Consider the following 26750-nt stretch of genomic DNA (forward strand, 5'->3'; position numbering starts at 1 on the left):
TTGTCGATGAGCTGCCAGAGGTGGTCGGCGGTCCCGTTGTCCTCGTACTGGACGACGTGTGCGCTGTCGGCGGTGGACATCAGGTCGACACCCATCACCTTGCCGGAGTTCCTGTTGCGGATCAGCCGGTACACGGCGACCGGCTGCCACGGGTGGCCCGTCGGTGAGGCGGTGGGGAACGCGGAGATCCGCAGCCGGGCGGCGCCCATCGGAATCAGCGTCACGGTCTCGACGGCAGCGGTGCTGCGTGCCGGCGAGTCCTGTACGGGGGACACCACGTGCTGCTCGTCCGCCTGCCATTCGGCGATCCTCCGCGCGGGCGCGGTGATCCGGACGGGCGTCGCGCCGCTGCCGAACGGATCGTCCGGCAGCGGCCCGGCGCTGCGGCTGAACGTCCAGCTCCCGTCGTCCGGCGCGAGTCCGTAGTTCCACGCCGTGGTGGCGTGCACCTCGTACTCGGGGAACTGGGAAGTGCCGCCGTACCGCACGTAGTTCTCGCCGATGCCGAGCGAGTACGTGAGCGGTCCCCGGTCGACCGCGGTGACCGCGTGACCGCCGGTCCAGGTGCGCAGCACCGTCGACTGCGGAAAGTGCAGCGTGACGGTGTCGCCGTCGTTCCAGGTGCGCCGGATCACGGTCCAGGACGGCCCGGCCGCCGCGGAGACGGCGGCGTCGGCGACGGTGACCTGCGGCGATCCGCACCAGCCGGGGATCCGCAGATACAGCGGGAAGGCGAGCGGTCTCGGGGTGGAGACGGTCAGGGCGACCGTGTCGCCGAAGGGATAGTCGGTGGTCTCGGTGACGGTCACCGCGGTGCCGTCGGCGACCTTCGCGGTGACCCGGCTGGGCGCGTACATCGCGGCCGCCAGTCCCCTGTCGGGAGTGGCGAGCCACAGCTCCTCGGTGAAGTAGGGCCAGCCCATCCCGTAGTTGTGCGGGCAGCAGCGGTACTGGTCGACGCCCGGCATGAACGCCTGCATGGCGAAGCCGTTCTGGAACTGGCCCTGGGACTTGGGGGTGTTGTCGAGGTCGACGCTGTTGGCGCTGGTGATGTAGTGGACGGCCTTGCCGGACGGATCGAGCGCCGCGGGAAGCGAGTTGAAGGCCAGGTCCTCGCAGCGGTCGGCCCACACCGCGTCGCCGGTGATCCGGGTCAGCAGCTGGTGGCTGGCCATGAACTCGACGATGCCGCAGGTCTCGAAGCCCTGCCGGGGGTCGCCGAACCCGGGCCGCGCGTTCTCGTCGCCCGCGAATCCGCCGCCCGGGAACCGGCCGTACGAGGTCATCACCGACGTGTAGTTCTGGTACGCCGCCCGGGTGAGCGCGGCCGACGGCGAGCGCAGCGCGTACTGGGCGGGCTCGCGGAACCCCTGCGCGATGTTGACGTTGTGCAGCGACGGCAGGTTGTCGACCCAGTCGGCGCCGTTGGCGTGGATCTTGTCCGCGAGGGCGAGCAGGAACGAGTCGCCCGTGCGGTTGTAGAGCCAGAACACGCTGTCCAGGCCGTCGCCCCAGCGCACCGACACCCAGCTCTGGTTGAACGCGGAGGGACCCTGCGCGTCCATGAAGCGGAAGAAGCCGGTGAGCAGGGGGATGATCCGGCTGTCCCCGCTGTACTCCTGCCAGTTGCGCAGTGCCCAGGTGAGCGGCAGGAAGGGCCAGAAGTCCGGGCCGCCGCCGAGCGACGTGCGCAGCGCGGTCGGACCGAACCAGCCGTCGGACTGCCGGGTGGCCACGATCGCGTCGATCCACTGGCGGACGGCGGCCAGTGCGGTGGCGTCCTTCGTGAGGATCGCCAAATCGACGTATCCGCGCAGCCAGTACGGGACTTCCTCCCAGCCGGTGCGCTCGGGGTGCACCCAGCCCGAGTCGGACATCACCAGGAAGTGCGAGATCGCGGCGTACTGGCCGCACAGCCCGTCGAGTTGCTGACGCAGCCGGTTGTCGAGCCAGCCGCGCGCGGTGACCGCGCCGGGCGGCAGGCGCAGGAAGGCGGTGGGGGAGAGGGGTGCCGCGTTGGGGGAGTAGAGCCCGCCGGGGGCAGGCGCCACGCGCGCCGACGCCGCGCTGGGTGCGGTGCGGGTACCGCGCGCCGCCCGGGCGGGGCCGGCCACGGCGAGGGGGACGGCACTCGCCCCGGCCGCGGTGAGCGCGCCGGCGACGAAGTGTCTGCGGTTCAGGGGCATGGGGGAGCCTCCTGGCACGATCCGGGACGTGCGGGACCAGGGCCCTGCGAGCTTGTCGCTGAGGCGCCTGGGGCATTTCAACGTTGGAAGGTAGAGACCAATCGGCATGACAGCACGGACCGGGGGCCGTGTCCAGGGGGTGCGCAGGAGCAACGGGGCGGTCCGCCGCCGTTCGGGCGGCGGCGGACCGCACTCCTTTCAGGGATGGTTCAGGACACTCGGCGCGGCGCGGGGAGGCGTGCGCCGGTTCCGGGCGGGCGTCAGGCGGTGCACCCGGCCGGCGTGGCCCGTGAGGCGTCGGAGATCAGCGCCTGCTGGGCCGCCCTGAGCCGTCGGACGTCTGGCTTGACCACCTTGCGGTCGTACGTCAGCAGGCCGTTGAGCTCGCCCTCGACGTCCGAGATCTGGGTGTAGACCGCGCCGTTGCCGCCCTGGCAGGCGAGCGCGTGGACCTCGGCGAGCTTGGCCAGGTAGTCGTCGGTGTAGCTCGCCGGATCGACGTCCACGTACGACTGCTGCACCGACCAGGCGTGCCCCGGTACGGCGAGGCCGAGGCCGCCGTACTCGCCGCTGACCAGGGCGCGTCGGCCGTCGGGATGCGGTGGCAGGGCCGGACTGGGATAGCCGTGCTCGTCCATGATGTCGCCGGTGCCGCCGTCCTCGCCGAGGTTCAGCCCGGACATGGAGTTGACCAGCCGGGTCGGGTCCCAGGACTTGGCCTGGTCGGCGATGCGGGCCATGTCGTACTGGCCCCAGCCCTCGTTGAAGGTGACCCACATGACGACCGACGGGCTGCTGTAGTACTCGTCGATCATCTGCTTCATCTCGCGCTCGTACTCGGCGCGCGCCTGCGCGGACGGGTTCACGCCGGCCGTCATCGCGGGCATGTCCTGCCACACCATCAGTCCGAGCCGGTCGGCCCAGTAGAACCAGCGGTCCGGCTCGACCTTGATGTGCTTGCGCACCGCGTTGAAGCCCATGCTCTTGTGCATCTTCAGGTCGTAGGCGAGTGCCTCGTCCGTCGGGGCGGTGTACAGGCCGTCAGGCCAGAAGCCCTGGTCGAGGGTCGCCATCATGAAGACCGGCTTGCCGTTGAGCAGGGTGCGCGGGACGCCGTTCACCTTCGCGACCTCGACCGACCGCATTCCGAAGTAGCTGCCGACGCGGTCGGCGCCGACGGTCACCTTCAGGTCGTAGAGGAACGGGTCGTCGGGGGACCACAGGCGGGGGTTGTGCAGGCGCAGGGTCAGCGGTGTGCCGCTGCGGCCGGCGACCGTGGCCACCTTGCGCCTGCCCTCGTAGGCGGTCGCGGTCACCGGCAGGCCGTCGCGGACGCCCTGCGGCTCGACGGTGAGGGTGCCCGCGCCGACGTCGGGGGTGAGCTTGAGCTGGTCGACGTGGTCGGCGGCCACCGGCTCCATCCACACCGTCTGCCAGATCCCGGAGGTCGGCGTGTACCAGATGCCGCTCGGGTCCAGGCGCTGCTTGCCGACCGGCGGGTTCTCGCCGTCGGCAGCATCGGTGGGGTCGTAGACGCCGACGATCAGCTCCTGGGTGCGGCCGGGCTTCAGCGCGTCGGTGATGTCGGCGCTGAACTTGTCGTAGCCGCCCTGGTGTTCGGCCACCTTGGTGCCGTTGACGTACACCTCAGCCCGCCAGTCGACGGCGCCGAAGTTCAGCTGCAGCCGCCTGCCGGAGCCGATCTTCCAGCCGGCCGGGACGGTGAAGGTGCGCCGGTACCACATGCGGTCCTCGTGCCGTTCGAGCCCGGACAGCTGGGACTCGACGGGGTAGGGGACGAGGATCTTCTCGCCGAGCTTCCTGCCCACCGGCGGCTGCTCGCCCGCCGTGGCCGCGGCGAACTGCCAGGTGCCGTTGAGGTTCTGCCAGTCACGGCGCGTGAGCTGGGGCCTCGGGTACTCGGGGTGGGCGTTGCCCGGCCCGACCTGGCCGGCCCACTTGGTGCGCAGCTCGTAGGTCGACGTGTTGGGACCGCTGCTCCAGAAGGCGCCGACAACGTTGCCATTCGTGCCGGCCAGTCCGCCCTGACCGTCGTAGCGCACGTCGGCGAGGCCGGACGCGGTGCCGGTCTTGTTGCCGACGACGGGCTCCTTGAGCGCGATCAGCAGCTTCCGGGGGTCGGCGGAGTCCAGCCGGGCGTCGCCCAGGGGCCACCTGGCGCCCCCGATCACGGCGTCCAGGTGGTCGCCGAGTCCGCTCGGCGGCCTGCCGAGGGGCTGTGCGAACTCCAGGGCGAGGGTACGGCCGCTCGCCTGGACGGCGGTGGAGACGGCGCCGTCGTAGTCGAAGCCGTCGGGCAGCCGGAACGCGGACTGCGGTACGGCTGTCTTGGTGCCGCCGGGCGGGGTCCAGCGCAGGTGGAGGTTGGAGCCGCCGTAGTGCTCGAAGTACTCGACCTTGATGTCATAGGCCGTGCCCGCGGTCAACTCGACAGGCGGGGCCGTCTGTTCGATGTCCCAGTCGTCCACCCAGTGGTCGATGACCAGCCGGCCGTCCACCCACAGCCGGAAGCCGTTGTCGCCGATGATGGAGAAGGTGGTGGGGCCGGTCCTCTCCGGGACGATCTTGCCGGTCCAGCGGACGCTGACGTCGTCCGACTGGCCGGTGGCGAAGTCCAGGCGCGGCTCCAGGGTGTCGAAGTCGAGGTTCGGGTCGAACCCGGTGGCCTTGAGTTCGTGGAAGTCGAAGGCGCCGGGGGCGGACTGGGTGTAGTAGTCGCCCCTGAGGCCGTGGACTTCGACGGGATCGTCGGCCGCGGAGGCCGCGGTGGCGGCGGGTGGAGCGGTGAGGCCGGCCAGGCCCAGTGCCGCGGCGAGCAGCAGGGCGAGGCGTTGTCCGAGAGGTCTGATGCGCACGAATCCTCCTTGGGTGAGGAAGGGTGGCGGCTCGTTGCTTCTGTCTGTACAACGTTGGAAGGAACGGCAGTTGGCATGAGAGCACGGCTCTCGGCCTGTGTCCAGGGACATGACAATCCCAGGGCGCGGGGCACCCATCGACGCTGAGGAGATCCCTTGCGGGTCAGCCTGAGGGACGTGGCGGAACGCGCGGGCGTTTCGATCAAGACCGTGTCCAACGTGGTGAACAACTATCCGCACGTCACACCCGCCATGCGCGCCCGGGTGCAGGCGGCGATCGACGAGCTCGGCTACCGGCCCAACCTGACGGCGCGGCATCTGCGCAAGGGCCGGACGGGGATCATCGCGCTCGCCGTTCCCGAGCTCGGCAACCCGTACTTCGCGGAGCTGGCCGGCGCGGTGATCGACGCGGCCGCGGAGCACGAGTTCACCGTTCTGCTCGACCACACGCGGGGCGAGCGCGAGCAGGAGGTCCTGGTCAGCCAGGGCTTCCGGGGCGGGGTGATCGACGGGCTGATCCTCAGCCCGCTGACCCTGGAGGCCGAGGACCTGCGGGGCCGGCCGGGCGACGTGCCGCTGGTGCTGCTCGGGGAACGCGAGTACGGCCTGCCCTTCGACCACATCGCGATCGACAACGTGGCGGCGGCCCGGTGCGCGGTGCGCCATCTGCTGGGCCGCGGCCGGACCCGGATCGCCTACCTCGGCGTGCGCACCGACTCCGTGAACCGGCCCGCCCACCTGCGCCTGGACGGCTGGCGCGCGGAGCTGGCGGCGGCCGGGGTGCCCGCGCCGGACAGCCTGGTGGTGCCGGTCGGCGGCTGGGACCGGGACGACGGGGCGCGGGCCATGGCCGAGTTGCTGGACTCGGGCGTGCGTCCGGACGCCGTCTTCGCCTTCAACGACCTGATCGCGATCGGTGCGATGCGGGTGCTGCACGAGCGGGGCCTGCGGGTGCCCTGGGACGTGGCGGTGGTGGGTTTCGACGACATCGCGGAGGGGCGCTTCGGTGCCGTCACCCTGACGACGGTCTCACCGGACAAGCAGGCCATCGCGAAGATGGCCGTGGCCTCGCTGCTGCGCAGCCTGTCGGGCCGCGCGGAGCCCGGCGGCCGCGAACTGACCGCCGCATTCGAGCTGGTGGAGCGGGAGAGCACCCTGGGCCGACGCTGACGAGATTTCGGACGGAAGGCTTTACACGGCCCTTCCAACGATGTAAAAACCTCCCCTGAACGACGAGCACGCCGAGTTGACGCAAGAGCAAGTCTCCCCCGAGAGCGCTCTCAGCTCCGGGGCCGTGCCGTTTGGGGACACTCATGAAGCCCACCGCACTTGCCCGTCGCACCTCCGCTCGAACACTTCTCGCCGCCGGCCTGGTGACGAGCCTCGCCCTCGCGACCGGCTGCACCAAGTCCGAGGACGACTCGGACACCAAATCCTCTGCCGCTCAGCAGGACGACGCCGGCCAGGCGGTCGCCTCGCCCGGCAGCGCCTCCGGCCCGACCTGCACCGTCGACGCCTACGGCGGCCGCAAACTCGACCTGAAGACCGCCACCGTCGGCTTCTCCCAGTCGGAGAAGGAGGCCAACCCCTTCCGCATCGCGGAGACCGCCTCCATCAAGGCCGAAGCCAAGGCACAGGGCGTCAGACTGCTCACCGCCAACGCCCAGTCGCAGTTCTCCAAGCAGATCAGCGACGTTCAGGACCTCATCGCCAAGGGCGCAAACCTCCTGGTCATCGCCCCGCTCAACTCCGACGGCTGGGAGCCGGTGCTGCGCACCGCGGCAGCGCGGCACATTCCGATCGTGACCATCGACCGCAAGATCAACGCGACGGCCTGCAAGGACTACGTGAGCTTCATCGGCTCCGACTTCACCGAGCAGGGCAAGCGGGCCGCGGACCAGATGATCGCGGCGACCGGCGGCAAGGGCGAGATCGCCGTCCTCCTCGGCTCGGCCGGCAACAACGTGACCACCGAGCGGACCAAGGGCTTCGAGGACCGCATCAAGGAGAAGGCACCCGGCCTGAAGGTCGTGTTCCGCCAGACCGGCGATTTCGCCCGCGAGAAGGGCCAGTCGGTCACCGAGAACCTCATCCAGTCCAAGCCCGGCATCACCGGGATCTACGCCGAGAACGACGAGATGGGCCTCGGCGCCGTCAACGCCCTCAAGGGCGCCGGCAAGAAGCCCGGCGACGTCAAGATCGTGACGATCGACGGCACCCGCAACGCCGTACAGGGGATCGTGGACGGCTGGATCTACGCGGTCATCGAGTCCAACCCGCGCTTCGGGCCACTCGCCTTCCAGACCCTCGGCACCTTCACCCAGGGCGGGAAGGTCGGGCAGGACATCGTCATCAAGGACAGCGCCTACGACCGGAGCAACGCCCGGGCGGACCTCGGCAAGGCCTACTGACATGCTCTCGGTCACCGGGCTGTCCAAGACCTTCCCCGGCGTGCGCGCGCTGTCCGACGTCGACTTCACCGCGCGTGCCGGACACGTGCACGCGCTCGTCGGCGAGAACGGCGCCGGCAAGTCGACGCTCATCAAGGTGCTCACCGGTGTCCACCGGCCCGACCACGGCGAGGTGACCTACGCCGGGAAGCCGGTCCGCTTCACCACCCCGCTGCAGGCCCAGCAGGCGGGCATCTCCACCATCTACCAGGAGGTCAACCTCGTCCCGCTGATGAGCGTGGCCCGCAACCTGTTCCTCGGCCGCGAGCCGCTGAACCGGCTGGGCCTGATCGACTTCCGGCGCATGCACCGGGAGGCCGACGAGGCACTGCGCGGACTCGGCATCCGGGTCGACGTCCACCGGCCCCTGCGCGAACTCGGCGTCGGCGCACAGCAGATGGTCGCGCTCGCCCGCGCCGTCGCCGTCGACGCCCGCGTGGTCATCATGGACGAGCCGACGTCCTCCCTCGAACCACGCGAGGTGCAGACCTTGTTCGAGGTGATCCGCATGCTGCGCGAGCGCGGCGTCGCGGTCGTCTACGTCAGCCACCGCCTGGACGAGCTGTACGAACTCTGCGACACGATCACCGTCCTGCGTGACGGCCGCGTCGTGCACACCGGCCCGCTCGCCGGCCTCGACCGGCTGCGGCTGGTGGCCCTGATGCTCGGCCGGGAGATCGGCGAGGTACGCGCGGAGGGCATGACCAAGTTCTCCGGCTCGCACGACACCGAAGCCGAACCGGTCCTGACCGCAACGGACCTGACGGCCCGGCACCAGCTGCGGAACGTGTCGCTGTCGGTCCGCCCCGGCGAGGTCGTCGGCCTGGGCGGACTGCTCGGCTCCGGCCGCAGCGAGACCGCGAAGGCCATCGCCGGCGCCCTGCCCACCGACACCGGCCGGGTCTCCGTCGCCGGCGTCCCGGTTCGGCCGGGCTCGACCGCCGCCGCGATCCGCGCCGGCATCAGCCTGCTGCCGGAGGACCGCAAGAGCGAGGGCATCCTGCCGGGCCTGTCGGTCCGCGAGAACATCGCGCTCGCCGCACTTCCCGGCCTGTCCCGCTTCGGCCTCGTCGACGACGCCCGGGTCGACCGGATCGTGGAGACGTTCATGAAACGCCTCCGCATCAAGGCCGCGGGCCCGCATCAGACGGTCGGTGAACTCTCCGGCGGCAACCAGCAGAAGGTGCTGCTGGCCCGCTGGCTCGCGATGCACCCGAAGGTCCTGCTCCTGGACGAGCCGACCCGCGGTATCGACGTCGGTGCCAAGGCCGAGGTGCAGGCGTTCATCGACGAACTCGCCGACGACGGCCTCGCCGTGCTGCTGATCTCCTCCGACACCGAGGAACTGATCGAGGGCAGCGACCGGGTGGTGGTCCTCAAGGACGGCGCCGTGGTCCGCGAGCTGACCGGTGAGGCCGTGACCGAGGGCGAGCTGATGCGCGCCATCGCCGCCGTACCAGCTGGAGGGAGCGATGACTGACCTCACCCTCGTACGCGGCATGCCGGACCGCGCCCGGCTGCTGCGCCTGCTCCAGGACTACGGCGTGTACACCGGCGTCCTCGTGCTGCTGCTGTTCAACTTCGCCTTCACCCCCCATTTCGCCTCCGCGGAGAACTTCCGCACCCAGGCCGTCCAGGTCGCCCCCGTCCTCGTCGTCGCCCTGGGCATGGCGCTGGCGATCGGTACCGAGGGCGTCGACCTGTCGGTGGGCTCGGTGATGGCCCTGGCCACCTCGCTGCTCTCGCTCTACCTCGGCTACGGGCCCTGGACCGCCACGTTGGTCGCGGTGGTCGCCGGTGCCGTGGTCGGGGTCGCGAACGGCGCGCTGATCGCCTTCGTCGGCGTCCAGCCCATCGTCGCCACCCTCGCCCTGATGGTCGCCGGACGCGGCCTGGCCCTGGTCCTGCTGCCTCAGCTCAAGGACGTACACGACCCGGGCCTCGCGGCACTCGGCTCCGGCGACCTGTCGGGCGTGCCCTACCTGGTCCTCATCGCCGCGGCGCTCGCCCTGCTGGTCGCCTTCGTGATGCGCCGCACCACCTTCGGACGGCAGGTCCTGGCCATCGGCGACAGCCGGGCCGCCGCCCGGCTCGCCGGCCTCCCGGTACGCCGGGTCCTGGTCGTGGTCTACGTCTGCTCCGGTGCCCTCGCCGCGGTCGCGGGCGTGCTCGCCACCGCCCGCCTCGCCGCGAGCGACCCCACCTCCCTCGGCACCCTGATGGAACTGTCCGCCATCACCGCCGTGGTCGTCGGCGGCACCCCGCTGAGCGGCGGACGGGTGCGCATCGGCGGCACCGTCGCCGGTGCCGTGCTCATCCAGTTGCTCACCACCACCCTCATCAAGCACGATCTGCCGCCGTCGTGGACCCAGATCGCCCAGGCCGTGGTGATCGTCCTCGCCGTCTGCGCGGCCCGGGAACGAGGCAGGCGATGACCACGCAGACCGAAGAGGCCGGAATGCCGGCCGACACCGCGAGCCGCAAGGGCGCCGCTGCCGGGCCCACGAACCGCTCCGAGCGGCTGAGCGGACTCGCGCAGCAGCACGGCGCCCTGGTCACCCTCGTGATCGCCATGGCCGTGGCGTCGCTGAGCTTCGACACCTTTTTGACGGCCGACAACCTGGAGAACATGGCGCTGTCCTCGGCGTTCCTCGCCGTGGTCGCCCTCGGCATGACGTTCGTGATCGTCACCGGCGGCATCGACCTGTCGGTGGGCTCGCTGTTCGCGCTCGGTGGCGTCCTCGCCGCCTGGGGCTCGCGGTACGGAACGGCGGTGGCCCTGCTGCTGCCGCTCGCCGTCTGCGGACTGATCGGCCTGGTCAACGGAGTCCTCATCGCACGGGTCAGGCTCGCGCCGTTCATCGTCACCCTGGCGGCGATGCTGGGCGCCCGGGGCATCCTGCTGGCCGTCACCGACGAGGGCTCGACGACGTATCTCGTCGACAAGGACTCCTTCTTCGCCACCCTGGGTCAGAGCTCCCTGGCCGGCATCGGCGTGCCCGTCTGGATCACCGTGGCGCTGTTCGTGCTCGGCGCCGTCGTGCTGCGCCGGACCAGATTCGGGCAGTACGTCTACGCGGTCGGCGGCAACGAGGACGCGGGAGCCCTGATGGGCGCGCCGGTGGCCCGTACGAAGATCTCCGTCTACACCCTCTCCGGTCTGTGCGCCGGGCTCGCCGGCGCGCTCAACGCGGCCTGGCTGCTGTCCGGCGTGACGATCCTCGGCAACGGCATGGAACTGGAGGCCATCTCGGCCGTGGTCATCGGCGGCACGCTGCTCAGCGGCGGTTCCGGCTTCATCAGCGGCTCCCTGGTCGGCGTGCTGCTGCTGAAGGTCATCCAGAACGTGATCAACCAGATCGGCTCGCTCGACTCCGCCTACCAGCAGGTCGTCAGCGGAGCGTTCCTGGCCGTGGTGGTGGTGGCCCAGACCTGGCTGGGCCGGAGACGGAGGATGCTGTGAAACTTTTCTCGTCGACATCCCGCCGCACGCCGGTCGCCGCGGTGGCGGCCGGCGCGTTGGCCGGGCTCTGCCTGATCACGCCGGGCGTCGCGGCGGCGGGCTCCGCGCCCGCCAGGGCCCGCACCGCCACGGTGCGCGTGGACAACGCCCGATTCGAGGTCCTTTCACCGACGTTGATCCGGACCGAGTACTCCGGAGACGGCCACTTCGAGGACCGTGCCACCTTCAACGCGATCGGCCGGGACTCCTTCACCCCGCCGCACTACACCTCGTCCGTGAGCGACGGCGTCCTGACCATCACCACCAGCGCCATGACCCTGCGCTACCGGGTCGGCTCCGGCCCGTTCGACGCGGACAACCTGACCACGTCCCTCCAGGCCGGCCGGACGCCGGTGCTGGCGGCGCCCTGGCACCACGACGTGTGCGCCGTCGACGCCCTGTGCGAGGCCGAGGACCAGCAGTACGACGGTCCGGGCCTCGCCGCCGACCACGGCGGGTTCACCGGCAAGGGCTTCCTCGCCGGATTCGAGGTCGACAACAACTCTCTTTCCGCGGACATGAGTTCACCGGACTCCGGCACCTACGACCTCGCCGTGCGTTACGCCAACGCCGTCGGCGGCGACGGCCGGCACGAGGCCCGCACCCTCAGCCTCAGCGTGGACGGCGGCGCCGACAGGACGTTCACGTTGCCCGCGACGCCGGACTGGAACACCTGGGGCGTGGCCCGGCTGCCGCTGACGCTCGGCGCCGGCCCGCACACCGTGCGACTGCACCGCACCGCCGCCGACTCCGGAAGCGTCAACATCGACAGCCTCGCCCTGCTCACCTCCGGAGCGGACTACCCCTCCCGAGCGCGGAGCGCTGTCAACGGCTGCCGGTTCGGGACCAGTTGTGAGGCCGAGGACGCCCTCCTGGCGGGCACCGCGACCGTCGCGACCGACCACAGGAACCACGCCGGCTACGGATTCATCGCCGAACTCAACCAGGGATCGCGGGTGTCGGACCGTGTCACGGGCGTACCCGAGGACGGCACGTACGTGCTGAACCTGCGCTACGCCAACGGGACGGGCGGCGACGGCCTGCACCAGGCCCGCACGATCGACGTCGCCACCGGCAGCGGTGCCTCCCAGACCCTCACGCTCCCGGTCACCGACAACTGGGACACCTGGCAATCGGCCGCCATCCCCGTCCGGTTGAAGGCGGGCACCGACGAGGTCGCCCTGAGCTGCCCGGAGGCAGCCGGCTGCCACGTCAACATCGACACCCTCGCGCTGAGCCGTCAGGGCGAGGCGGCCCCCGCACCCCACCTCGCGCTGGGCGGCTACCGCCGCAGCCTCGACGGACTCGACGGCGACAACGACCCCGCTCCCTGGACCACACCCGGCCTGCTGCACCGCGACGGCTGGTACCTGCTCGACGACACCTCGTCCGCGATCTACGACACCGCCACCGAGAAGGCCTCGGCACGTCCCGCCCATGACGGCCGCCCCTACCAGGACGGCTACCTCTTCGGCTTCGGCCACGACTACCAGCAGGGCCTGTCCGACCTCGCCACCCTGACCGGCCCGTCACAGCTGCTGCCCCGCTGGGCCTACGGCGTCTGGTACTCCGAATACATCGACCGCACCGCGAGCGACTACGAGAACACCATCCTGCCCGCCTTCCGCGCCGCGGACGTCCCCCTGGACGTGCTGGTGACGGACACCGACTTCAAGTCGCCCAACACCTGGAGCGGCTGGAACTTCGACCCGGCCAAGTTCCCCGACCCCAAGGGCTTCTTCGACTGGTCCACCGGCCAGGGACTGCACAACACCCTGAACGTGCACCCGAGCATCCTCGGCACCGACCCGCAGTTCGCGAAGGCCCAGGCCACGGCCAAGGGCAGGCTGCGCAAGGGTGGTTGCGCGGGCAGCGCGGGCTCGGACTGCTACACCTTCGACTTCGGCGACCCCGACCAGCTCAAGGCCTACCTCGACCTGCACCGGCCGATGGACCAGGCCGGCAACGACTTCTGGTGGCTCGACTGGTGCTGCGATGCCTCCCGCTCCTCCCGGTCCGGTGTCACCCCGGACGCGTGGATCAACCAGCAGTACGCCGACCTCACCTCCTCCGAGACCGGCGACCGCGGCTTCGTCCTGTCCCGCGCCTACGGCTCCCTGCAGGCCGGCGGCTACAGCGGCGGCGTCGGCCTGCCCACCGGGCCCTGGGCCGACAAGCGCAGCACCCTTCACTTCACCGGTGACACCACCTCGAACTGGGGCACCCTGCGCGCCGAGGTCGGCTACACGCCGGGGGAGTCGGCCGCCACCGGCCTCGCCGCCGTCAGCCACGACATCGGCGGTCACAACGACGGCTACGGCATCCCCGGAGCCGAGACGTACACCTCGAACGGCCAGACCCACCGCACCACCAAACTGCCCGACGACCTGTACGCACGCTGGGTCCAGTTCGGCACCTTCCAGCCCGTCGACCGGCTGCACAGCAACCACAGCGACCGCCTGCCGTGGCAGTACGGCGCCGAAGCACGGAAGTCCGCGGAGAAGTTCCTCCGGCTGCGCGAGGCGCTCGTGCCGTACACGTACACCCTGGCGCAGCAGGCCAACACCACCGGCACCCCGATCGTCCGCCCGCTGTACCTCCAGTACCCGGAGGAGGAGAACGCCTACACCCGCGCGGACAGCGAGTACCTCTACGGCCCCGACATGCTGGTCGCCCCGGTCACCACCCCCGGCACCGGCACGACCACGCCGGTGTGGTTCCCGCCGGGCCGGTGGACGGACTACTTCACCGGCCGCACCTACACCGCAGCCGCCGGTGGAGCCACGTACGACATCGCGACCACCCTGGACACCATGCCGGTCTTCGTCCGGGCGGGCGGCATCGTCACCACCCGGTCCGACAACGTGGCCGGCGACGCCCGGAACCCGCTCGACAAGGTCAGCGTCACCGTGGCCACGGGATCATCCGGCGCCTTCTCCCTCTACGAGGACGACGGCACCACCCCGCAACCGCTTCGTACGGCAACCACCAGGATCCGCTACACCGAGCACAAGGACACCCACCTGCTGAGGATCGCACCCGCCAGGGGAACCTTCCCCGGACAGGCAGGCCGCCGCACCTGGACGGTGTCCTTCCTCGGGGTCGACAAGCCACCGAACCAGGTAGCCGCGGACGGTGCCCGGTTGGCGACCTCGGCCTGGCACTGGGACGCCGGCGCCCACGTACTGCGGATCACCCTGCCCCCGCAGAGCATCCGTGCCGCCACGGCCGTCTCGTACAAATAACAGGTAACAGGTGACAGGACAGGGACTGGCAGACCTCGGCGTGGTCGGCGCGCCGAGGTCTGCCGCGGGTCACCGCGCCTCGTCGGCCGGGGCCGGTGACTCCGGCTTCTCCTCGGGGGCGGACTCGCCCCCGGTGACGATTCGGCGGATCGTCTCCAGCGGCAGCTTCGGCGAACCGTCCGCGTACAGCAGGCCGTTGGCCTCCTGGGCGGTGTCCATGAACTGCGTGTAGCAGAAGCCCGCGACGATCGGGCTCCTGTGCAGCACCCCGAAGACGTCGTCGAGGAGTGCGGCGTACTGCGTGTCCGAGCTGGTCCGCGTGTAGGAGAACTCGTCCTCCTCGGCGCCCACGGACAGCCCGCCGAACTCGGTGACCATCAGCGGGACGTCACCGGCGCGGCAGCGCTCCGTCTGCCGTGCGTCCAGGGAGAGGGTCCGCCCGGCCGGGCCCGGCGAGGCCAGCAGCGCCTCGAACCCGGCGGCGTCGCCGTAGCGGCGGGTGAGCAGATCGGGGTCGGAGGAGTAGTCGTGCACGCCCATGATGTCGCTGTCGGTGTGCTCCCAGCCCTCGTTGGACATGACCGGACGGGTCGGGTCCAGCGCGCGGGTGAGGTTCGCGAGCGCGACCGTGTAGGCCCGCTGTGCCGGGTCGTTCGCGACGTCGGAGCAGCCCCAGCTCTCGTTGACCGGCACCCAGGTGACGATCGAGGGGTGGCTGCGGTCCCGCCGCACCATGTCCAGCCATTCCCGGGTGAGCAGCTCCACCGCCTCGGTGCCGTACTCGTACGCGGCCCCGGTCTCGCCCCACACCAGCAGGCCGAGCCGGTCGGCCCAGTACAGGAAACGGGGGTCCTCGGCCTTCTGGTGGACGCGGACCGCGTTGAACCCCATGGTCTTGATCAGCTCCACCTCGCGGCGCAGTTCCGCGGTGCCGGAGTTCGCGATCAGGGTGTCGGGGCGATAGCCCTGGTTGAGGACCGAACGTACGTAGTAGGGACGGTCGTTGAGCAGGAAGGCGCCCCGGCCGACACCGGCGCTGCGCAGGCCGACGTAGCTGTCGACGGTGTCGAGCACCTCGGAGGTGGCGGCGTCGCGGACGGTCACCCGCGCGTCGATCAGCGTGGGCCGCTCGGGGCTCCACAGCAGGTCCTCGCGGTCGATCCCGTTGCGCAGGGCGGGGACGACGAGGTCGACGCGGCCGCGCGGGGTGCGGACGGCGGTGACGGCCTCGGCGAGCACCTCACCGTCGTGACGCAGCACGATCTCCACGCTCACCGGCGCGGCGGGCACCGCGGACAGGGCGATCTCGGCCACGACGCCGCGCCTCGGATCGGGGATCCAGGCCAGGTCGGTGAGGTGCTGCGCGGAGACGGTCTCGGCCCACACGGTCTGCCAGATGCCGGTGGTCCGCTCGTACCAGACCGCGTGCGGGCGGTCCTGCCAGTCCTGCTTGCCGCGCGGCTGTGCCAGGTCGGCCGGGTCGTCCTCGGCGCGGACGACGAGCACGTGCTCCTCGGCGCCGGAGCGCAGCGCGTCGGTGACGTCGGCGGTGAACGGCGTCTGGCCTCCGACGTGTTCGGCGACCAGGCGGCCGTCCAGCCAGACCTTCGCGCGGTGGTCGACGGCTCCGAAGTGCACCAGGGCCCGGTCGCCGCCGCCGACGGCGAGGACCTCGTGGGGGATGCGGCGGCGGTACCAGACCACCGCGTGCGCGGCGGTCTCGCCGATGCCGGAGGCGGGGGCCTCGGGCGGGTACGGGACGGTGATCTCCCGGTCGAACGCACCCGCCGCCGGACCGAAGAACCACCCGTCGCGCTCGCCCTCCCGGGCGTCGTCGTACCCGAACTCCCAGACGCCGTCGAGGCTGTGCCACCGCTCCCGCCGCAGGATCGGCCTCGGATACGTCCCGTCCTGCTCGCTCGCCTTCACGAACCCTCCTCCTGCCTTTTCCGGAATTCCCGGCATAGGCGTTTCCACGATCGAAGCCCTGCCATCATGAGTGATCGTTTGCATCGATGCAATACCTCAGTGAGATGCGACGATGAGGCGGGGCTCCCCGGTGCGGCAGACTCTGAGGGCCGGTCCGGCGCCGATCGAGGCCGGCCGGCGGGCTCCGGGCGCCGACACGACGGGAAGGAGGCCCCAGTGGCCAAGGTGCGGATGCGGGACGTGGCCGAGCACGCCGGGGTGTCGGTGCGCACGGTGTCGAACGTGGTCAACGGCTACTCGCACGTCAGCCCCGACACCCGGGCCAAGGTGCAGCGCTCGCTCGACGAGCTGGGCTACCGCATGGACTACCTGGCGCGCGGCCTGCGTTCGGGGCGCACCGGCTTCATCGCCCTGGCGGTGCCGTTCCTCGCCGAGCCCTACTTCGCCGAGCTCGCCCAGGCCGTGATCCGGGCCGCGGGCCGGCGCGGCATCACGGTGCTCGTCGAGTCGACCGCGGGCGACAGCGAGGTGGAGCGGCGGATCATCGAGGGCGGTCTGACGAACGTCGCCGACGGCGTACTGCTGAGCGCCCTGACGCTGCCGGCCAGCGACATCGGCGTCAAGAAGCCGGACTTTCCGCTGGTCATGCTGGGTGAGCACAGTGTCGGCGACCAGTTCCCGAGGGTCGGCATCGACAACGTGGCGGCCGCGCGCACGGCCGTCGAGCACCTGCTGGAGCAGGGCTGCCGCTGGATCGTCGCGCTCGGCCGCAACGGCAGCGAGAACGGCCGCCAGCGCACCGAGGGGTACGAGCAGGCGATGTCGGCGGCCCGGGTGCGGCGGGTGAACTGGCTGGTCGTACCGGTCGAGGACTGGACCAGGGAGCAGGGTTACGCGGCCGTGCGCGCGCTGCTGGAGGGCGACGGCCCGCTGCCCGACGCCATCTTCGCCTTCAACGACGCGCTCGCCGTCGGCGCGCTGCGGGCCCTGGACGCCTCCGGGGTGCGGGTGCCCGAGGACGTCGCCGTCGTCGGCATCGACGCCGTCCAGGAGTCCGCCTACACCCACCCGCCGCTCACCTCCATCGCCCCCGACCTCGACGCCATCGCCGAGCGTTCGCTGACCCTGCTGGAGGAGCAGATGCAGGCCCCCGAGGAGGCCGATGAGGCCGCGCCGGGCGAGGAAGCGCAGGCGGGGGCGGTGGTGGCGGCCCCCCAGGAGGCCACGCCGTACCGGCTGGTCGTCCGCGAGTCCTCGCGCCGGGTGCCCGCGCAGGAGTGACCCCGGGCCGCGTCGGCGGCCGGGGGAGACTTCTTCCCGGCGATCTATTGCATCGTTGCAAAACGTGTGCGAGGGTCTGCGCCATCGAGTTCACATCGAATTAACGAGGTGAATACCCCCATGAGCGGAGCGATGGCGCGCCGACGGTTTCTTGCCCTCGGCGGTGGCCTTGCCCTGACCGGAGGGCTCGCTGCGTGCTCCTCCCCGCTCGCGGCCGGCCTGACGGGCTCGCAGCCGAACACGGCGGACGTCGTCTTCTGGAACCTCTTCACCGGCGGTGACGGCGCCAACATGGTGCTGATGGAGAAGGCGTTCGAGAAGGCCGACCCGGGAACGACGGTCGAGGCGACCGTCCTCGGGTGGGGCAATCCGTACTACACGAAGCTGGCACTGGCCATCGCGAGCGGCACGCCGCCGGACGTGGGCATCACCCACCTCTCGCGGCTTCCGCTGCTGGCCGCCGCCGGCCTGCTGGAGCCGATCGAGCGGACCCCTCTCGGGGAACTGGGTGTCACCCAGGACAAGTTCACCCCGGCGGCCTGGAAGAAGGCCACGGTGGACGGCACCGTGTACGCGGTCCCGCTCGACACGCACCCCTTCGTCCTCTATTACAACGTGGCCATCGCCCGCAAGGCCGGCCTGCTGAACTCCGCGGGCGACGATCTCGTGCCCCTCAAGGGCAAGGAGGACTTCGTCGCGGCGGTGAAGGCGATGAAGGACGCGGGCGGCGCCCAGTACGGCGCGGTCATGTCGATCACCGCCGACCCGTCCACGGCCTGGCGCTTCTTCAGCATGGTGTACTCCGGCCTCGCCGGCCCGATCGTCACCGACTCCGGCACGAAGATCGCCATCGACGAGGAGGCGATGCGGGAGACGGTCGCCTTCATGCAGAGCCTGACCGGCCCGGACCTGATGCCGAAGAACCTCACCGGCGCCGGCGCCAACGCCCTCTTCAGCACCGGCAAGGCCGGTTTCCTCTTCGACGGCGAGTGGCAGATCCCCACCTACCGGCAGGTCAAGAGCCTCAGGTTCAACGTCGTGCCGTTCCCCGCGCTGCTCGGCCCGAAGCCGGTGGCGTACGCCGACTCGCACGCGCTGGTCCTGCCGCGCAACGACCGCGGCGACGAGACCCGCACCCGCAACGCGGCGAAGTTCGTCAGGAGCCTCCTGGACAGCAGCGCGGTGTGGGCCGAGGGCGGCCACATCCCCGCCTGGCTGCCGACGCAGCGCAGCAAGGCGTTCCTCGACCAGTCGCCGCAACGCAACTACGTCGGGGCCGCGTTCAACGCCCAGTACGACCCGGTGGCCTGGTACACCGGCGCGGGCTCGGACTTCCAGGGCGTGATCGGCGGCACGGTCATCGAGGCGCTCGCCGGGCGGATCACGCCGGGGGGCATGGCGGCCGCGATGCGCTCCGCCCTGAAGCGGTACACCACGTCCCGACCGCCGGTCACGATGAAGTAGGAGGCAGTCACCATGACGACCGTCGTCCCGACGCGACCGGTACGAGCCCTTTCCCCGGCAGAGCTCACCACCGACCGGCCCACCCGTTCCGAACGCCGGGCGGGCGGGCTGCTGACCGCCCCCTTCCTCGTGATCTACCTGCTGTTCCTGGTCGGCCCGCTGCTCGTCGGCGTGGTGCTGAGCTTCTTCAACACCACCACCGTCAAGAGCGGTCTCGGGGACTTCGTCGGCCTGTCGAACTATCACGAGGTGCTCACCGACTCCCTCTTCTGGGAGAGCATGTGGCACTCGGTGCTCTTCACGCTGCTGACCACGCCCCCGCTGGTGATCCTCGCGCTCGGCGTCGCCGTCCTGGCCTCGCGCATCCGCCGCGGCCGGCTCTTCTACCGCATCGCCTTCTTCGTGCCGTACGTCGTGCCGTCCTCGGTGGTCACCCTGGTCTTCCTGTGGATGTACACCCCGCAGATCGGCCTCCTGCCGAAGGTCCTCGACGCCGTCGGACTGCCGGTACCGGACTTCATCGGCAGCACCTCGGGCGGCTGGACCGCCGTCGTGCTGATGACCGTGTGGTGGACGTTCGGCTTCAACTTCGTCCTCTACACCGCCGCGATCCAGGACGTCCCCGCGGACGTCTACGAGGCGGCGGCGATCGACGGCGCCGGCCCCTGGCAGCAGATCCGCCACATCACGGTGCCGCTGCTCGGCCGGACCACCAGCCTGGTGCTGATCCTGCAGATCCTCGCCTCGCTGAAGGTGTTCGACCAGATCTACCAGCTGCTCGGCGGCGGACCCAACCAGTCCACCCGGCCGGTCATCGAGTACATCTACGACACCGGCTTCACCGCCTACCGGGGTGGCTACGGCGCTGCCGCCACCATGGTGTATTTCGTCATCATCGTCGCGATCTCGGCGGCCTGGTACGGGCTGCGGCGCCGTCGCGCGGCCGGCAGCGCGGCCTGAGCGGAGGACTCATGACCACCATCATCCAGCCGCGGACCGCCGACCCGAAGGGCGCGGTCAACGGGGCCAAGCTCTTCAACCGGCTCTGCGCCACGTGCCTGACCCTGTTCGCCCTGATCTGGCTGGTGCCCTTCGCCTGGGCACTGATCACCTCGCTGCGCGACGACGCCGCCATCACCCAGAGCCCCACGTCGATCTTCGCCGGCGGCTGGTCGCTGGACGCCTACTCCACCGCCTGGGACAACCACCCGATCGGCACCTGGTACCTCAACAGCCTGGTGATCTCGGTACTCGCCGTGATCTTCACGGTGGCGTTCTGCTCGATGGCCGGATTCGCCCTGGCCTTCCTGCGCTTCCGCGGCCGGGCGCTGGTGATGGCCGTCGTCACCGCCGGTCTGATGCTGCCGACCGAGGCGCTGGTGCTGCCCCAGTTCATCGAGTACCGGTCGTTCCACCTGCTCGGCACGTTCTGGGCGCTGGTCCTGCCGTCGGTCGCGGCACCGATCTCGGTGTTCGTCTTCCACTCCTTCTTCCGCGGCATCCCCACGGCACTGATCGAGGCGGCCCGCATCGACGGCGCGAGCTGGTGGCGCGTCTACGCCACGGTCTGCATGCCGATCTGCCGCCCGGCGGTGTCCACCGTCGCGATCCTCACCTTCATCGGCTCCTGGAACTCCTTCCTGTGGCCGCTGCTGGTCCTCAGCCAGACCAGGTCCCAGACCATCCCGGTCGGCCTCGCCTCACTGGTGGACGCCACCAGCCCCCAGTATGCGGAGATCATGGCCTCCTCGGTCCTCGGTTTCATCCCGCTCATCGCCGTCTTCCTGGTCTTCCAGCGCCAGATCGTCCAGGGAATCGCCACGACGGGCATCAAGTGACCTACCCGGTGAGGGGGTGCCTGCGCGCTGCCCGTGACGCCGCCGGAGGTCACCGAGACGGTGCCGGTGCGGTGGGCGGTGAGCGCTCCGGTGGACGGGTTTGATGCCGGTCGGCGAAGGTGAACTGCGGGATGCCGCCTTTCGCCACCGTGGTGGAGTGACCCTCTGAGCCAGGGGTACTGGGCGCCCGCGGGCCACTGGAACGGGTCCGAGGACTGCAGACTGCCGTTCTCCTCTCGCGACGTGTCATGTGGGTTCTGTCCTTGCAGTCGTACGCGCCGGTGCTCCCGGCGCGCAACGACCACCGCACACCTGCCCGGCAGACCGCAGGTATCCGTCCAGGGTGTGCCGGGTGACCATCCCGGTGGGCGTTCCACCCGTTTCGCGAACATCTCGCCAACTCTGGGTCCCGGCCGAACTTTTCCGGGTCTTCGATCTTGAGCGGTGCCCCTGCTCAGGTCCCTGACGTTTCGTTACGCTCAGTGAGGGAATGTGTGGCTCCTGCCGGGGCCGCAGGCGCGCCGGACTCCTGGGGCACTACCCGGCTGCGGTCCCTGTCCGGGACTAGGGGTACAGCTTCTCGCCCTTCGCCAGCATCACCACGTACTTCTCTATCCGGCGCGCCCGGGTCTCGGGCTTCTTGGCGTCTTGGACCCTGTACAGGATCGCGTAGCGGTTCTGCCGGTCCAGTGTCTCGAAGAACTCCGCCGCGGCCGGGTCGGCGGTCAGGGCCGCCGCGAGGTCGTCCGGCACCGTGGCGGTCTTCGCACCGTCGTAGGCTGCCTCCCAGCGGCCGTCCGCCTTGGCGCGGTCGACTTCGGCCTGCCCCGGGGGATGCATCCGGCCCTGCTCGATCAGGGCGGCCGCCTTGTCCCGGTTGCCCTTGGACCACTTGCTACGCGGCTTGCGCGGGGTGAACCGCTGGAGCCACCACTGGTCGTCGAACTTGGCCTTCTGGCCGTCGATCCAGCCGTAGCAGAGTGCCACGTCGAGCGCCTGGGCGTAGTCCAGCGCGACGATTCCGGGGGCCTTCCTGCGAAGCTTGAGCCAGACGCCGGACGAGACGGCGTGGTTCTCGCCGAGCCATGCCTGGAATGCCTCGGCGGATTCGAATGCGACGATCTCCAAGTCCTGAGTCACCCCAGCAGGGAACCACACCCGGCCGATTGCCATGACGCATTCGGGCACGGCCCCGGATGCAGGATGCCCGGGGGCCTGCGTGATCATTTCCGTTCTCGACGCAGAGCAATCACGCAGGAGCCACCGGCTTGGTCAACGAGACGACGTTGCTGCTCGATCTGGACGGGGTGTCCGTCATGCGGGTCGAGCGCCTGGCTGACGGGGGGCGCAGGGGCCACCTGGTCACGGCCGACGAGACGGCTAACCTGCCCGGCCTGCGGTGTGTTCGCCACCCGGGTGAAAGGCTCGGCGGTGACCCGGCCGCGCGATCTCCCTTACGGCGAGAGCGGACTGGAGTTCCGCTGGCACAAGCGCCGCCGGTGGTGCCGCGAGGCCGACTGCCTCGCCGGTCCTTCACCGAGCAGATCCCGGCCGGTGCCAGGCTGACCGCCCGGCTGCGGGGTGCGGCCGGGCGCCGCATACGGAATGCCGGCTGCACGGTCATCCAGGCCGCGCGGGATCTGCATCTGTCCTGGCCGACCGCGATGGAAGCCTTCCGCACGCAGGCCCGCGACGTCACCGAGGCACCTCTGCCGCAAGTCGCAGTCCTGGGCATCGACGAGATCCGGCGCGGACAGCCCCGCTGGGAACAGGATGCGGATACCGGCAAGTGGCGCCTGACCCGGGATCGGTGGCACACCGGCTTCGTCGACGCCCTCGGCCACCGCGGGCTGCTCGGACAGGTCGAGGGCCGCACCGCCGCCGACGTCCTGGCCTGGCTCGCCACCACCGACCTGGACTGGAGAAAGAGCATCGGCTACGTCGCCATCGACATGTCGGCCACCTACCGCGCCGCGATCCGCATCGGCCTGCCGCACGTCACCGTCGTGGTCGACCACTTCCACGTGGTCCAGCTCGCCAACAAGATGCTGTCCATGCTCAGACGCCGTACCACCGCCGAGACCCGCGGCCGGCGCGGACGGGCGAGCGACCCGGAGTGGAAGGCCAGACGGCGGCTTCTGCGCAACCGCGAGGACCTCACCGACGAGCAGTTCGCCACCACGTGGAACACGCTCCTGGGCGAGGGAAAGATCGGGCAGACGCTGCTGACGGCCTGGATCGCCGAGGAGGACCTGCGCACCCTCCTCGCCCTGGCCCGCACCGGAGCCGGCCGCCACCAAGTCGGCCACGCCCGCTGGAAGTTCCTCACCTGGTGCGCGGACTCCGACATCCCCGAAGTCCACCAGCTCGCCAGGCGCCAGACAGTTGTCCGCGGAGCGTCTACTTGCCGGCGGACTGCCGGGAGCCGCGCAGCGGTGCGAACGCGCCGCGGAGTTCGTCCGTGAAGATGCCCGGGACCTCCCAGGCCGCGAAGTGGCCCCCGCTGCGGGCACGGTGGTAGTAGAAGAGGTCGTGGTAGGCGCGTGACGCCCAGCTGCGCGGGGCCTGGTAGATCTCGCCGGGGAACACCGTGATGGCGGCCGGGATCGACACGGACACGGCGTTGAAGTTGTTGGCGTTGTTCTCCCAGTAGAGGCGTGACGAGGAGACCGCGGTGTTCGTCACCCAGTAGAGGGTGATGTCGTCGAGCATCTCGTCCTTGGTGAGTACGCGCTCGGGGTGGCCGCCGCTGTATGTCCATGCCGCGAATTTGTCGTACATCCAGGCGGCCAGTCCGACGGGCGAGTCCGTCAGCCCGTATCCCTCGGTCTGCGGGCGGGTGACCATCATGGCCGAGTAGCCGGATCCCGTCTTGTAGAGGGCGGCCATCTGGCCGTAGGCCGCCTTCTCGTCCGGGCTGAGACCGGCGGGTGCCGGGTCACCGCAAGCGAGCTTCTTCGCGATGTCCGGCGGGATGGTGGCCGGGAAGTTCACGTGGATTCCGAGCAGTCCGGAGGGCTTCTGCACGGCCATCTTGTCGGAGATCACCGCGCCCCAGTCCCCGCCCTGGGAGACGTAGTGCCGGTAGCCCAGACGTTCCATCAGCACGGTCCACGCACGCGCGATGCGGTCGGGATTCCAGCCGGTGGCGGTCGGCCGTTCCGAGAAGCCGTATCCGGGCATCGACGGTATGACGAGGTGAAAGGCGTCCTCGGCGCGGCCTCCGTGGGCGGTGGGGTCGCTGAGCGGTCCGATGACCTTCAGGAACTCCAGGATGGAGCCCGGCCAGCCATGGGTCAGGACGACCGGGAGGGCCTCGGCGTGGCGAGAGCGGACGTGGATGAACTGGATGTCGAGTCCGTCGATCTGCGTCATGTACATCGGCAGGGAGTTGAGCTTCGTCTCGATCTTCCGCCAGTCGTATGCCGTTGCCCAGTAGTGGGCGAGCTCCTTCATCGTGGCCAGTTGGACACCCTGGGACTGGTCGCGGACGGTCTCGCGGTCGGGCCATCGCGTCGCCTTGATGCGCCGACGGAGGTCATCCAGTTCCTGCTCCGGGACGTTCACGTGAAAGGGGCGGACACTCTGCCGCTCACTCGGCGATTCAGGTTCTCCGGAATCGCGCCAGGCCCGGAGACCCAAAGCCCCTGTCGCGGTGGTCACCGCGGTCGCCGACGCGGCCATGAAATTCCTGCGGGAGTACGAACGAGGAAACTCGGGCACGGTGGATCTCCCTGAAGAATTCCTGGGTGGGTCCGCAGTCGCGGATTGTGCGGAGGGAGTGTGGCTTCAATAAGTCGACTCGTCGGCACGGAGAGGGAGTGCGCGCATGTCGAGAACCGCAGATCGCGGTACTTCACTGCAAGTAACGCTATCTGTCCGTGTGTGACCGTGCAACTCGCGAGAGTGACAGCATGCGTCGTTTCGGCGCAGCTCCGGTGATCAGCGCGGCTCGGCGCAGCACGACGTCGAAGACCATGTGGAAGAACGCGTCGACGGGGGCGGACGACTTGTCGGCGCGGGCCGCGATCAGGGCGCCCCCCGGCGCTGAGGATGAACAGCGCGGTCGCCGGCACGTCGAGCAAGGCGCTCACCGCGCCGGACTCCCGGGCTTCGGCGAGTACGCCGGGCTGGATGAGGGTGGCGGCCTGGGGCCCGATGATGTGCGCGCCCAGGAGCAGGCGGTCGGCGGGGTTCGCGAGGAGCTTCACGAAACTGGTGGTGTCCTCGAGGGCCCAGCCGTAGGCGGTGTCGGCGTAGTCGCGGACACTCACCAGGCAGTCGATGCCGCGCCGCCGCGCCTCCTGCTCCGTGAGGCCGACACCGGCGATCTGCGGGTGGGTGAACACCGCGTGCGGTGCCACCGCGTTCGGCAGCGTCCGCACGTGCTGCGGATGGAGGATGTTGTGCCGCACCAGCCGCGATTCGGTGTGTACGGCGAGGGCGCCGTCGTGATCAACGGGATGTAGTCGTCCTCCGACGCCTCACGGACCAACGGGGGGTCGGGGAGACGCCACTGCCGCAGCGCGGAGCCGCCACCGGCGGCGATTTCGGGCACGTCGAGCGGCGTTGACCTAGCACGACTGGCCCGGCAATGGCCCGTGGTACAAGAAGTTCGAGGCGTACCTTTCTTCGGAATCCACGACGAAGATCTCGTTCAACTTGGACGGAATCAGGGACCCCGTTGCCACGGCCCGCGCGGGGAAGGCGGTCGATCCGAGCGGCTTCGCGAAACTGACGAACTGGGAGCTCTGCAAGATCAGTCAGTCTCCGGAAGCGTGGGACAGGATCACCTGGTACAAGGGAGGTGACGTAGATGCCAACCCCTTCAAATAGCGGCCCGATCGCGGCCGTGAGTTCGGCTGTGATGTTCAGATCCGATCGGACCTTCAGGGTCTGGCGATACGGTGTCGGTCATTCCCAGCTGCTTCTTCGAGCCGTTCCCGACAGCGTGGACACCGTATGCCTGGACCTGCGTTTCGAAGGGGTGAGCGCCATGCAGCTGGTCCAGCAGTACAAGTCGATCGAACTCCGCGCCGCGAGCAGCACCGAAGCCGAGGAGATTCTCGGATTCTCCGGAATCACCCCGTCGCGCAGTGAGCTCCATCTGCCCGTCGTCCTCCGGTCCGGAAGCGGATCGGGGTTCGTGCTGTGCCGAAGCGTCACCGCTGAGCGCGGCGGAGAAGACCCGGTCGCATCCGATCTCGAAAGCGAGGACCGCAGCGTCATCTGGAGCAGTCGCCCGCAGCCGTAGGAGGGAAGCGAGAAAGCCACGACGAGTAGCGCCCCACCACGGCACGGCATCGGAGCGCTACTCGCAGGGCGGTTCCCCCGTGACGGGCGGGCTCAGCGCAGCACGACGTCGAAGACCATGTGGAAGAACGCGTCGACGGGGGCGGACGACTTGTCGGCGCGGGCCGCGATCAGGGCGCCCTCCCATGCGCTGAGGATGAACAGCGCCGTCGCCGGCACGTCGAGCGAGGCGCTCACCGCGCCCGACTCCTGGGCTTCGGTGAGGACGCGCTCGATGTGCGAGGCCCACTGCCGGAAGCCGCGCTGGACCGCCGAGCGTATCTCCTCGGAGTGGTCGGCGACCTCGGCGCCGAAGTTGCCGACCAGGCAGCCGCGGACGAAACCGCTGTCCAGGGTGTCGGAGCCCATGAACTCGAAGTGCGCCCTGAGGCGTTCCAGCGGGGGGCGCCCGGCCGTGTCGAGCATGTCGAAGCGCAGGCCGGCGGCATAGCGGTCCAGCGCCTCCAGGGCGCTGGCCTCCTTGCTCGCGAAGTGGTTGTAGAAAGAACCCTTCGGGGCGCCGGCGGCCGAGGTGATGTCGCTGATGCCGGTGGCGTTGAACCCCCGGGTGCGGAACTGCTCCAGTGCCGCCTGCGCGATCTCCTCGCGCTTGGACGCACGTGCCATTCGGATCACCTCCCTATCAATATGTCCGGTCGTCTTGGTTGCTGTCAATCCCCGAACGCG

Annotated in this window: 20 protein-coding genes; 13 read left to right on the plus strand and 7 right to left on the minus strand. The window is 70.1% G+C overall.

The window, feature by feature from the left end; all coding sequences use genetic code 11:
* Both ACZ63F_RS05925 and ACZ63F_RS05930 read right to left on the minus strand, forming a co-directional pair.
* Positions 1-2186: beta-L-arabinofuranosidase domain-containing protein (locus tag ACZ63F_RS05925; protein ID WP_469709058.1), on the minus strand; the 2186-nt coding region annotated here is incomplete at its 3' end.
* A gap of 260 nt (positions 2187-2446) precedes the next feature.
* On the minus strand, positions 2447-5062 hold the full coding sequence (locus tag ACZ63F_RS05930) for a PA14 domain-containing protein (RefSeq protein ID WP_469709060.1): 2616 nt from the start codon (positions 5060-5062) through the stop codon (positions 2447-2449).
* Positions 5063-5218: 156 nt separating this feature from the next.
* Between ACZ63F_RS05930 and ACZ63F_RS05935 the strand changes: the two genes are divergently transcribed.
* From ACZ63F_RS05935 to ACZ63F_RS05960, 6 genes are all read left to right on the plus strand, one after another.
* The gene (locus ACZ63F_RS05935) at positions 5219-6232 is read left to right on the plus strand and encodes a LacI family DNA-binding transcriptional regulator (RefSeq protein ID WP_469709062.1); all 1014 of its coding nucleotides are present in this window, start codon (positions 5219-5221) and stop codon (positions 6230-6232) included.
* A gap of 143 nt (positions 6233-6375) precedes the next feature.
* Entirely contained in the window at positions 6376-7473 is a 1098-nt protein-coding gene (locus tag ACZ63F_RS05940) for an ABC transporter substrate-binding protein (protein WP_469709065.1), read from the plus strand.
* A gap of 1 nt (position 7474) precedes the next feature.
* Entirely contained in the window at positions 7475-8992 is a 1518-nt protein-coding gene (locus ACZ63F_RS05945) for a sugar ABC transporter ATP-binding protein (RefSeq protein WP_469709067.1), read from the plus strand.
* Positions 8985-9947 (plus strand): ABC transporter permease, encoded by a 963-nt coding sequence (locus ACZ63F_RS05950; protein ID WP_469709069.1) that lies wholly within the window; start codon positions 8985-8987, stop codon positions 9945-9947. Before ACZ63F_RS05945 ends, ACZ63F_RS05950 begins: the two co-directional genes overlap by 8 nt.
* Positions 9944-10975 carry an ABC transporter permease gene (locus ACZ63F_RS05955; protein ID WP_469709071.1) on the plus strand — a complete coding sequence of 344 codons (1032 nt, stop codon included), beginning with the start codon at positions 9944-9946 and terminating at the stop codon, positions 10973-10975. The genes ACZ63F_RS05950 and ACZ63F_RS05955 overlap by 4 nt, the downstream gene beginning before the upstream one ends.
* 56 nt (positions 10976-11031) lie before the next feature.
* Positions 11032-14259 (plus strand): TIM-barrel domain-containing protein, encoded by a 3228-nt coding sequence (locus ACZ63F_RS05960; protein ID WP_469709343.1) that lies wholly within the window; start codon positions 11032-11034, stop codon positions 14257-14259.
* A gap of 69 nt (positions 14260-14328) precedes the next feature.
* Here ACZ63F_RS05960 and ACZ63F_RS05965 read toward each other — a convergent pair whose 3' ends face one another.
* A complete protein-coding gene (locus tag ACZ63F_RS05965; RefSeq protein WP_469709073.1) occupies positions 14329-16188 on the minus strand; it encodes a glycoside hydrolase family 2 protein in 1860 nt (619 codons plus the stop codon).
* A gap of 216 nt (positions 16189-16404) precedes the next feature.
* Here ACZ63F_RS05965 and ACZ63F_RS05970 point away from each other — a divergent pair, with 216 nt between their 5' ends.
* The 4 genes from ACZ63F_RS05970 (at position 16405) to ACZ63F_RS05985 (ending at position 20771) form a co-directional block, all read left to right on the plus strand.
* Entirely contained in the window at positions 16405-17469 is a 1065-nt protein-coding gene (locus ACZ63F_RS05970) for a LacI family DNA-binding transcriptional regulator (protein WP_469709075.1), read from the plus strand.
* A 120-nt stretch (positions 17470-17589) separates the two neighbouring features.
* Positions 17590-18933, plus strand: coding sequence for an extracellular solute-binding protein (locus ACZ63F_RS05975; RefSeq protein ID WP_469709077.1), 1344 nt, complete (start codon positions 17590-17592; stop codon positions 18931-18933).
* Positions 18934-18945: 12 nt separating this feature from the next.
* The gene (locus ACZ63F_RS05980; RefSeq protein WP_469709079.1) at positions 18946-19893 is read left to right on the plus strand and encodes a carbohydrate ABC transporter permease; all 948 of its coding nucleotides are present in this window, start codon (positions 18946-18948) and stop codon (positions 19891-19893) included.
* Positions 19894-19904: 11 nt separating this feature from the next.
* Positions 19905-20771: a carbohydrate ABC transporter permease gene (locus ACZ63F_RS05985; protein ID WP_469709081.1), complete on the plus strand. Its 867-nt coding sequence runs from the start codon at positions 19905-19907 to the stop codon at positions 20769-20771.
* Between the two features lie 564 nt (positions 20772-21335).
* On the opposite strand, the gene ACZ63F_RS05990 is transcribed toward ACZ63F_RS05985, so the two are convergent.
* Positions 21336-21944: a YdeI/OmpD-associated family protein gene (locus ACZ63F_RS05990; protein ID WP_469709083.1), complete on the minus strand. Its 609-nt coding sequence runs from the start codon at positions 21942-21944 to the stop codon at positions 21336-21338.
* Positions 21945-21974: 30 nt separating this feature from the next.
* Between ACZ63F_RS05990 and ACZ63F_RS05995 the strand changes: the two genes are divergently transcribed.
* Together ACZ63F_RS05995 and ACZ63F_RS06000 are read left to right on the plus strand one after the other, a co-directional pair.
* Entirely contained in the window at positions 21975-22337 is a 363-nt protein-coding gene (locus ACZ63F_RS05995) for a transposase family protein (RefSeq protein ID WP_469709085.1), read from the plus strand.
* Positions 22271-23236: an ISL3 family transposase gene (locus ACZ63F_RS06000; RefSeq protein ID WP_469709087.1), complete on the plus strand. Its 966-nt coding sequence runs from the start codon at positions 22271-22273 to the stop codon at positions 23234-23236. The genes ACZ63F_RS05995 and ACZ63F_RS06000 overlap by 67 nt, the downstream gene beginning before the upstream one ends.
* Here ACZ63F_RS06000 and ACZ63F_RS06005 read toward each other — a convergent pair.
* Positions 23172-24455: an epoxide hydrolase family protein gene (locus tag ACZ63F_RS06005; protein ID WP_469709344.1), complete on the minus strand. Its 1284-nt coding sequence runs from the start codon at positions 24453-24455 to the stop codon at positions 23172-23174. The two genes, ACZ63F_RS06000 and ACZ63F_RS06005, sit on opposite strands and share 65 nt — an antisense overlap.
* Positions 24431-25186 (minus strand): hypothetical protein, encoded by a 756-nt coding sequence (locus ACZ63F_RS06010; protein ID WP_469709089.1) that lies wholly within the window; start codon positions 25184-25186, stop codon positions 24431-24433. The genes ACZ63F_RS06005 and ACZ63F_RS06010 overlap by 25 nt, the downstream gene beginning before the upstream one ends.
* Positions 25187-25767: 581 nt before the next feature.
* Here ACZ63F_RS06010 and ACZ63F_RS06015 point away from each other — a divergent pair.
* Entirely contained in the window at positions 25768-26025 is a 258-nt protein-coding gene (locus ACZ63F_RS06015) for a hypothetical protein (protein WP_469709091.1), read from the plus strand.
* Positions 26026-26117: 92 nt separating this feature from the next.
* On the opposite strand, the gene ACZ63F_RS06020 is transcribed toward ACZ63F_RS06015, so the two are convergent.
* Positions 26118-26690 carry a TetR/AcrR family transcriptional regulator gene (locus ACZ63F_RS06020; protein WP_469709094.1) on the minus strand — a complete coding sequence of 191 codons (573 nt, stop codon included), beginning with the start codon at positions 26688-26690 and terminating at the stop codon, positions 26118-26120.
* Between the last annotated feature and the right edge of the window lie 60 nt (positions 26691-26750).

The sequence above is a fragment of the Streptomyces sp. NPDC104761 genome (genome assembly GCF_055583445.1).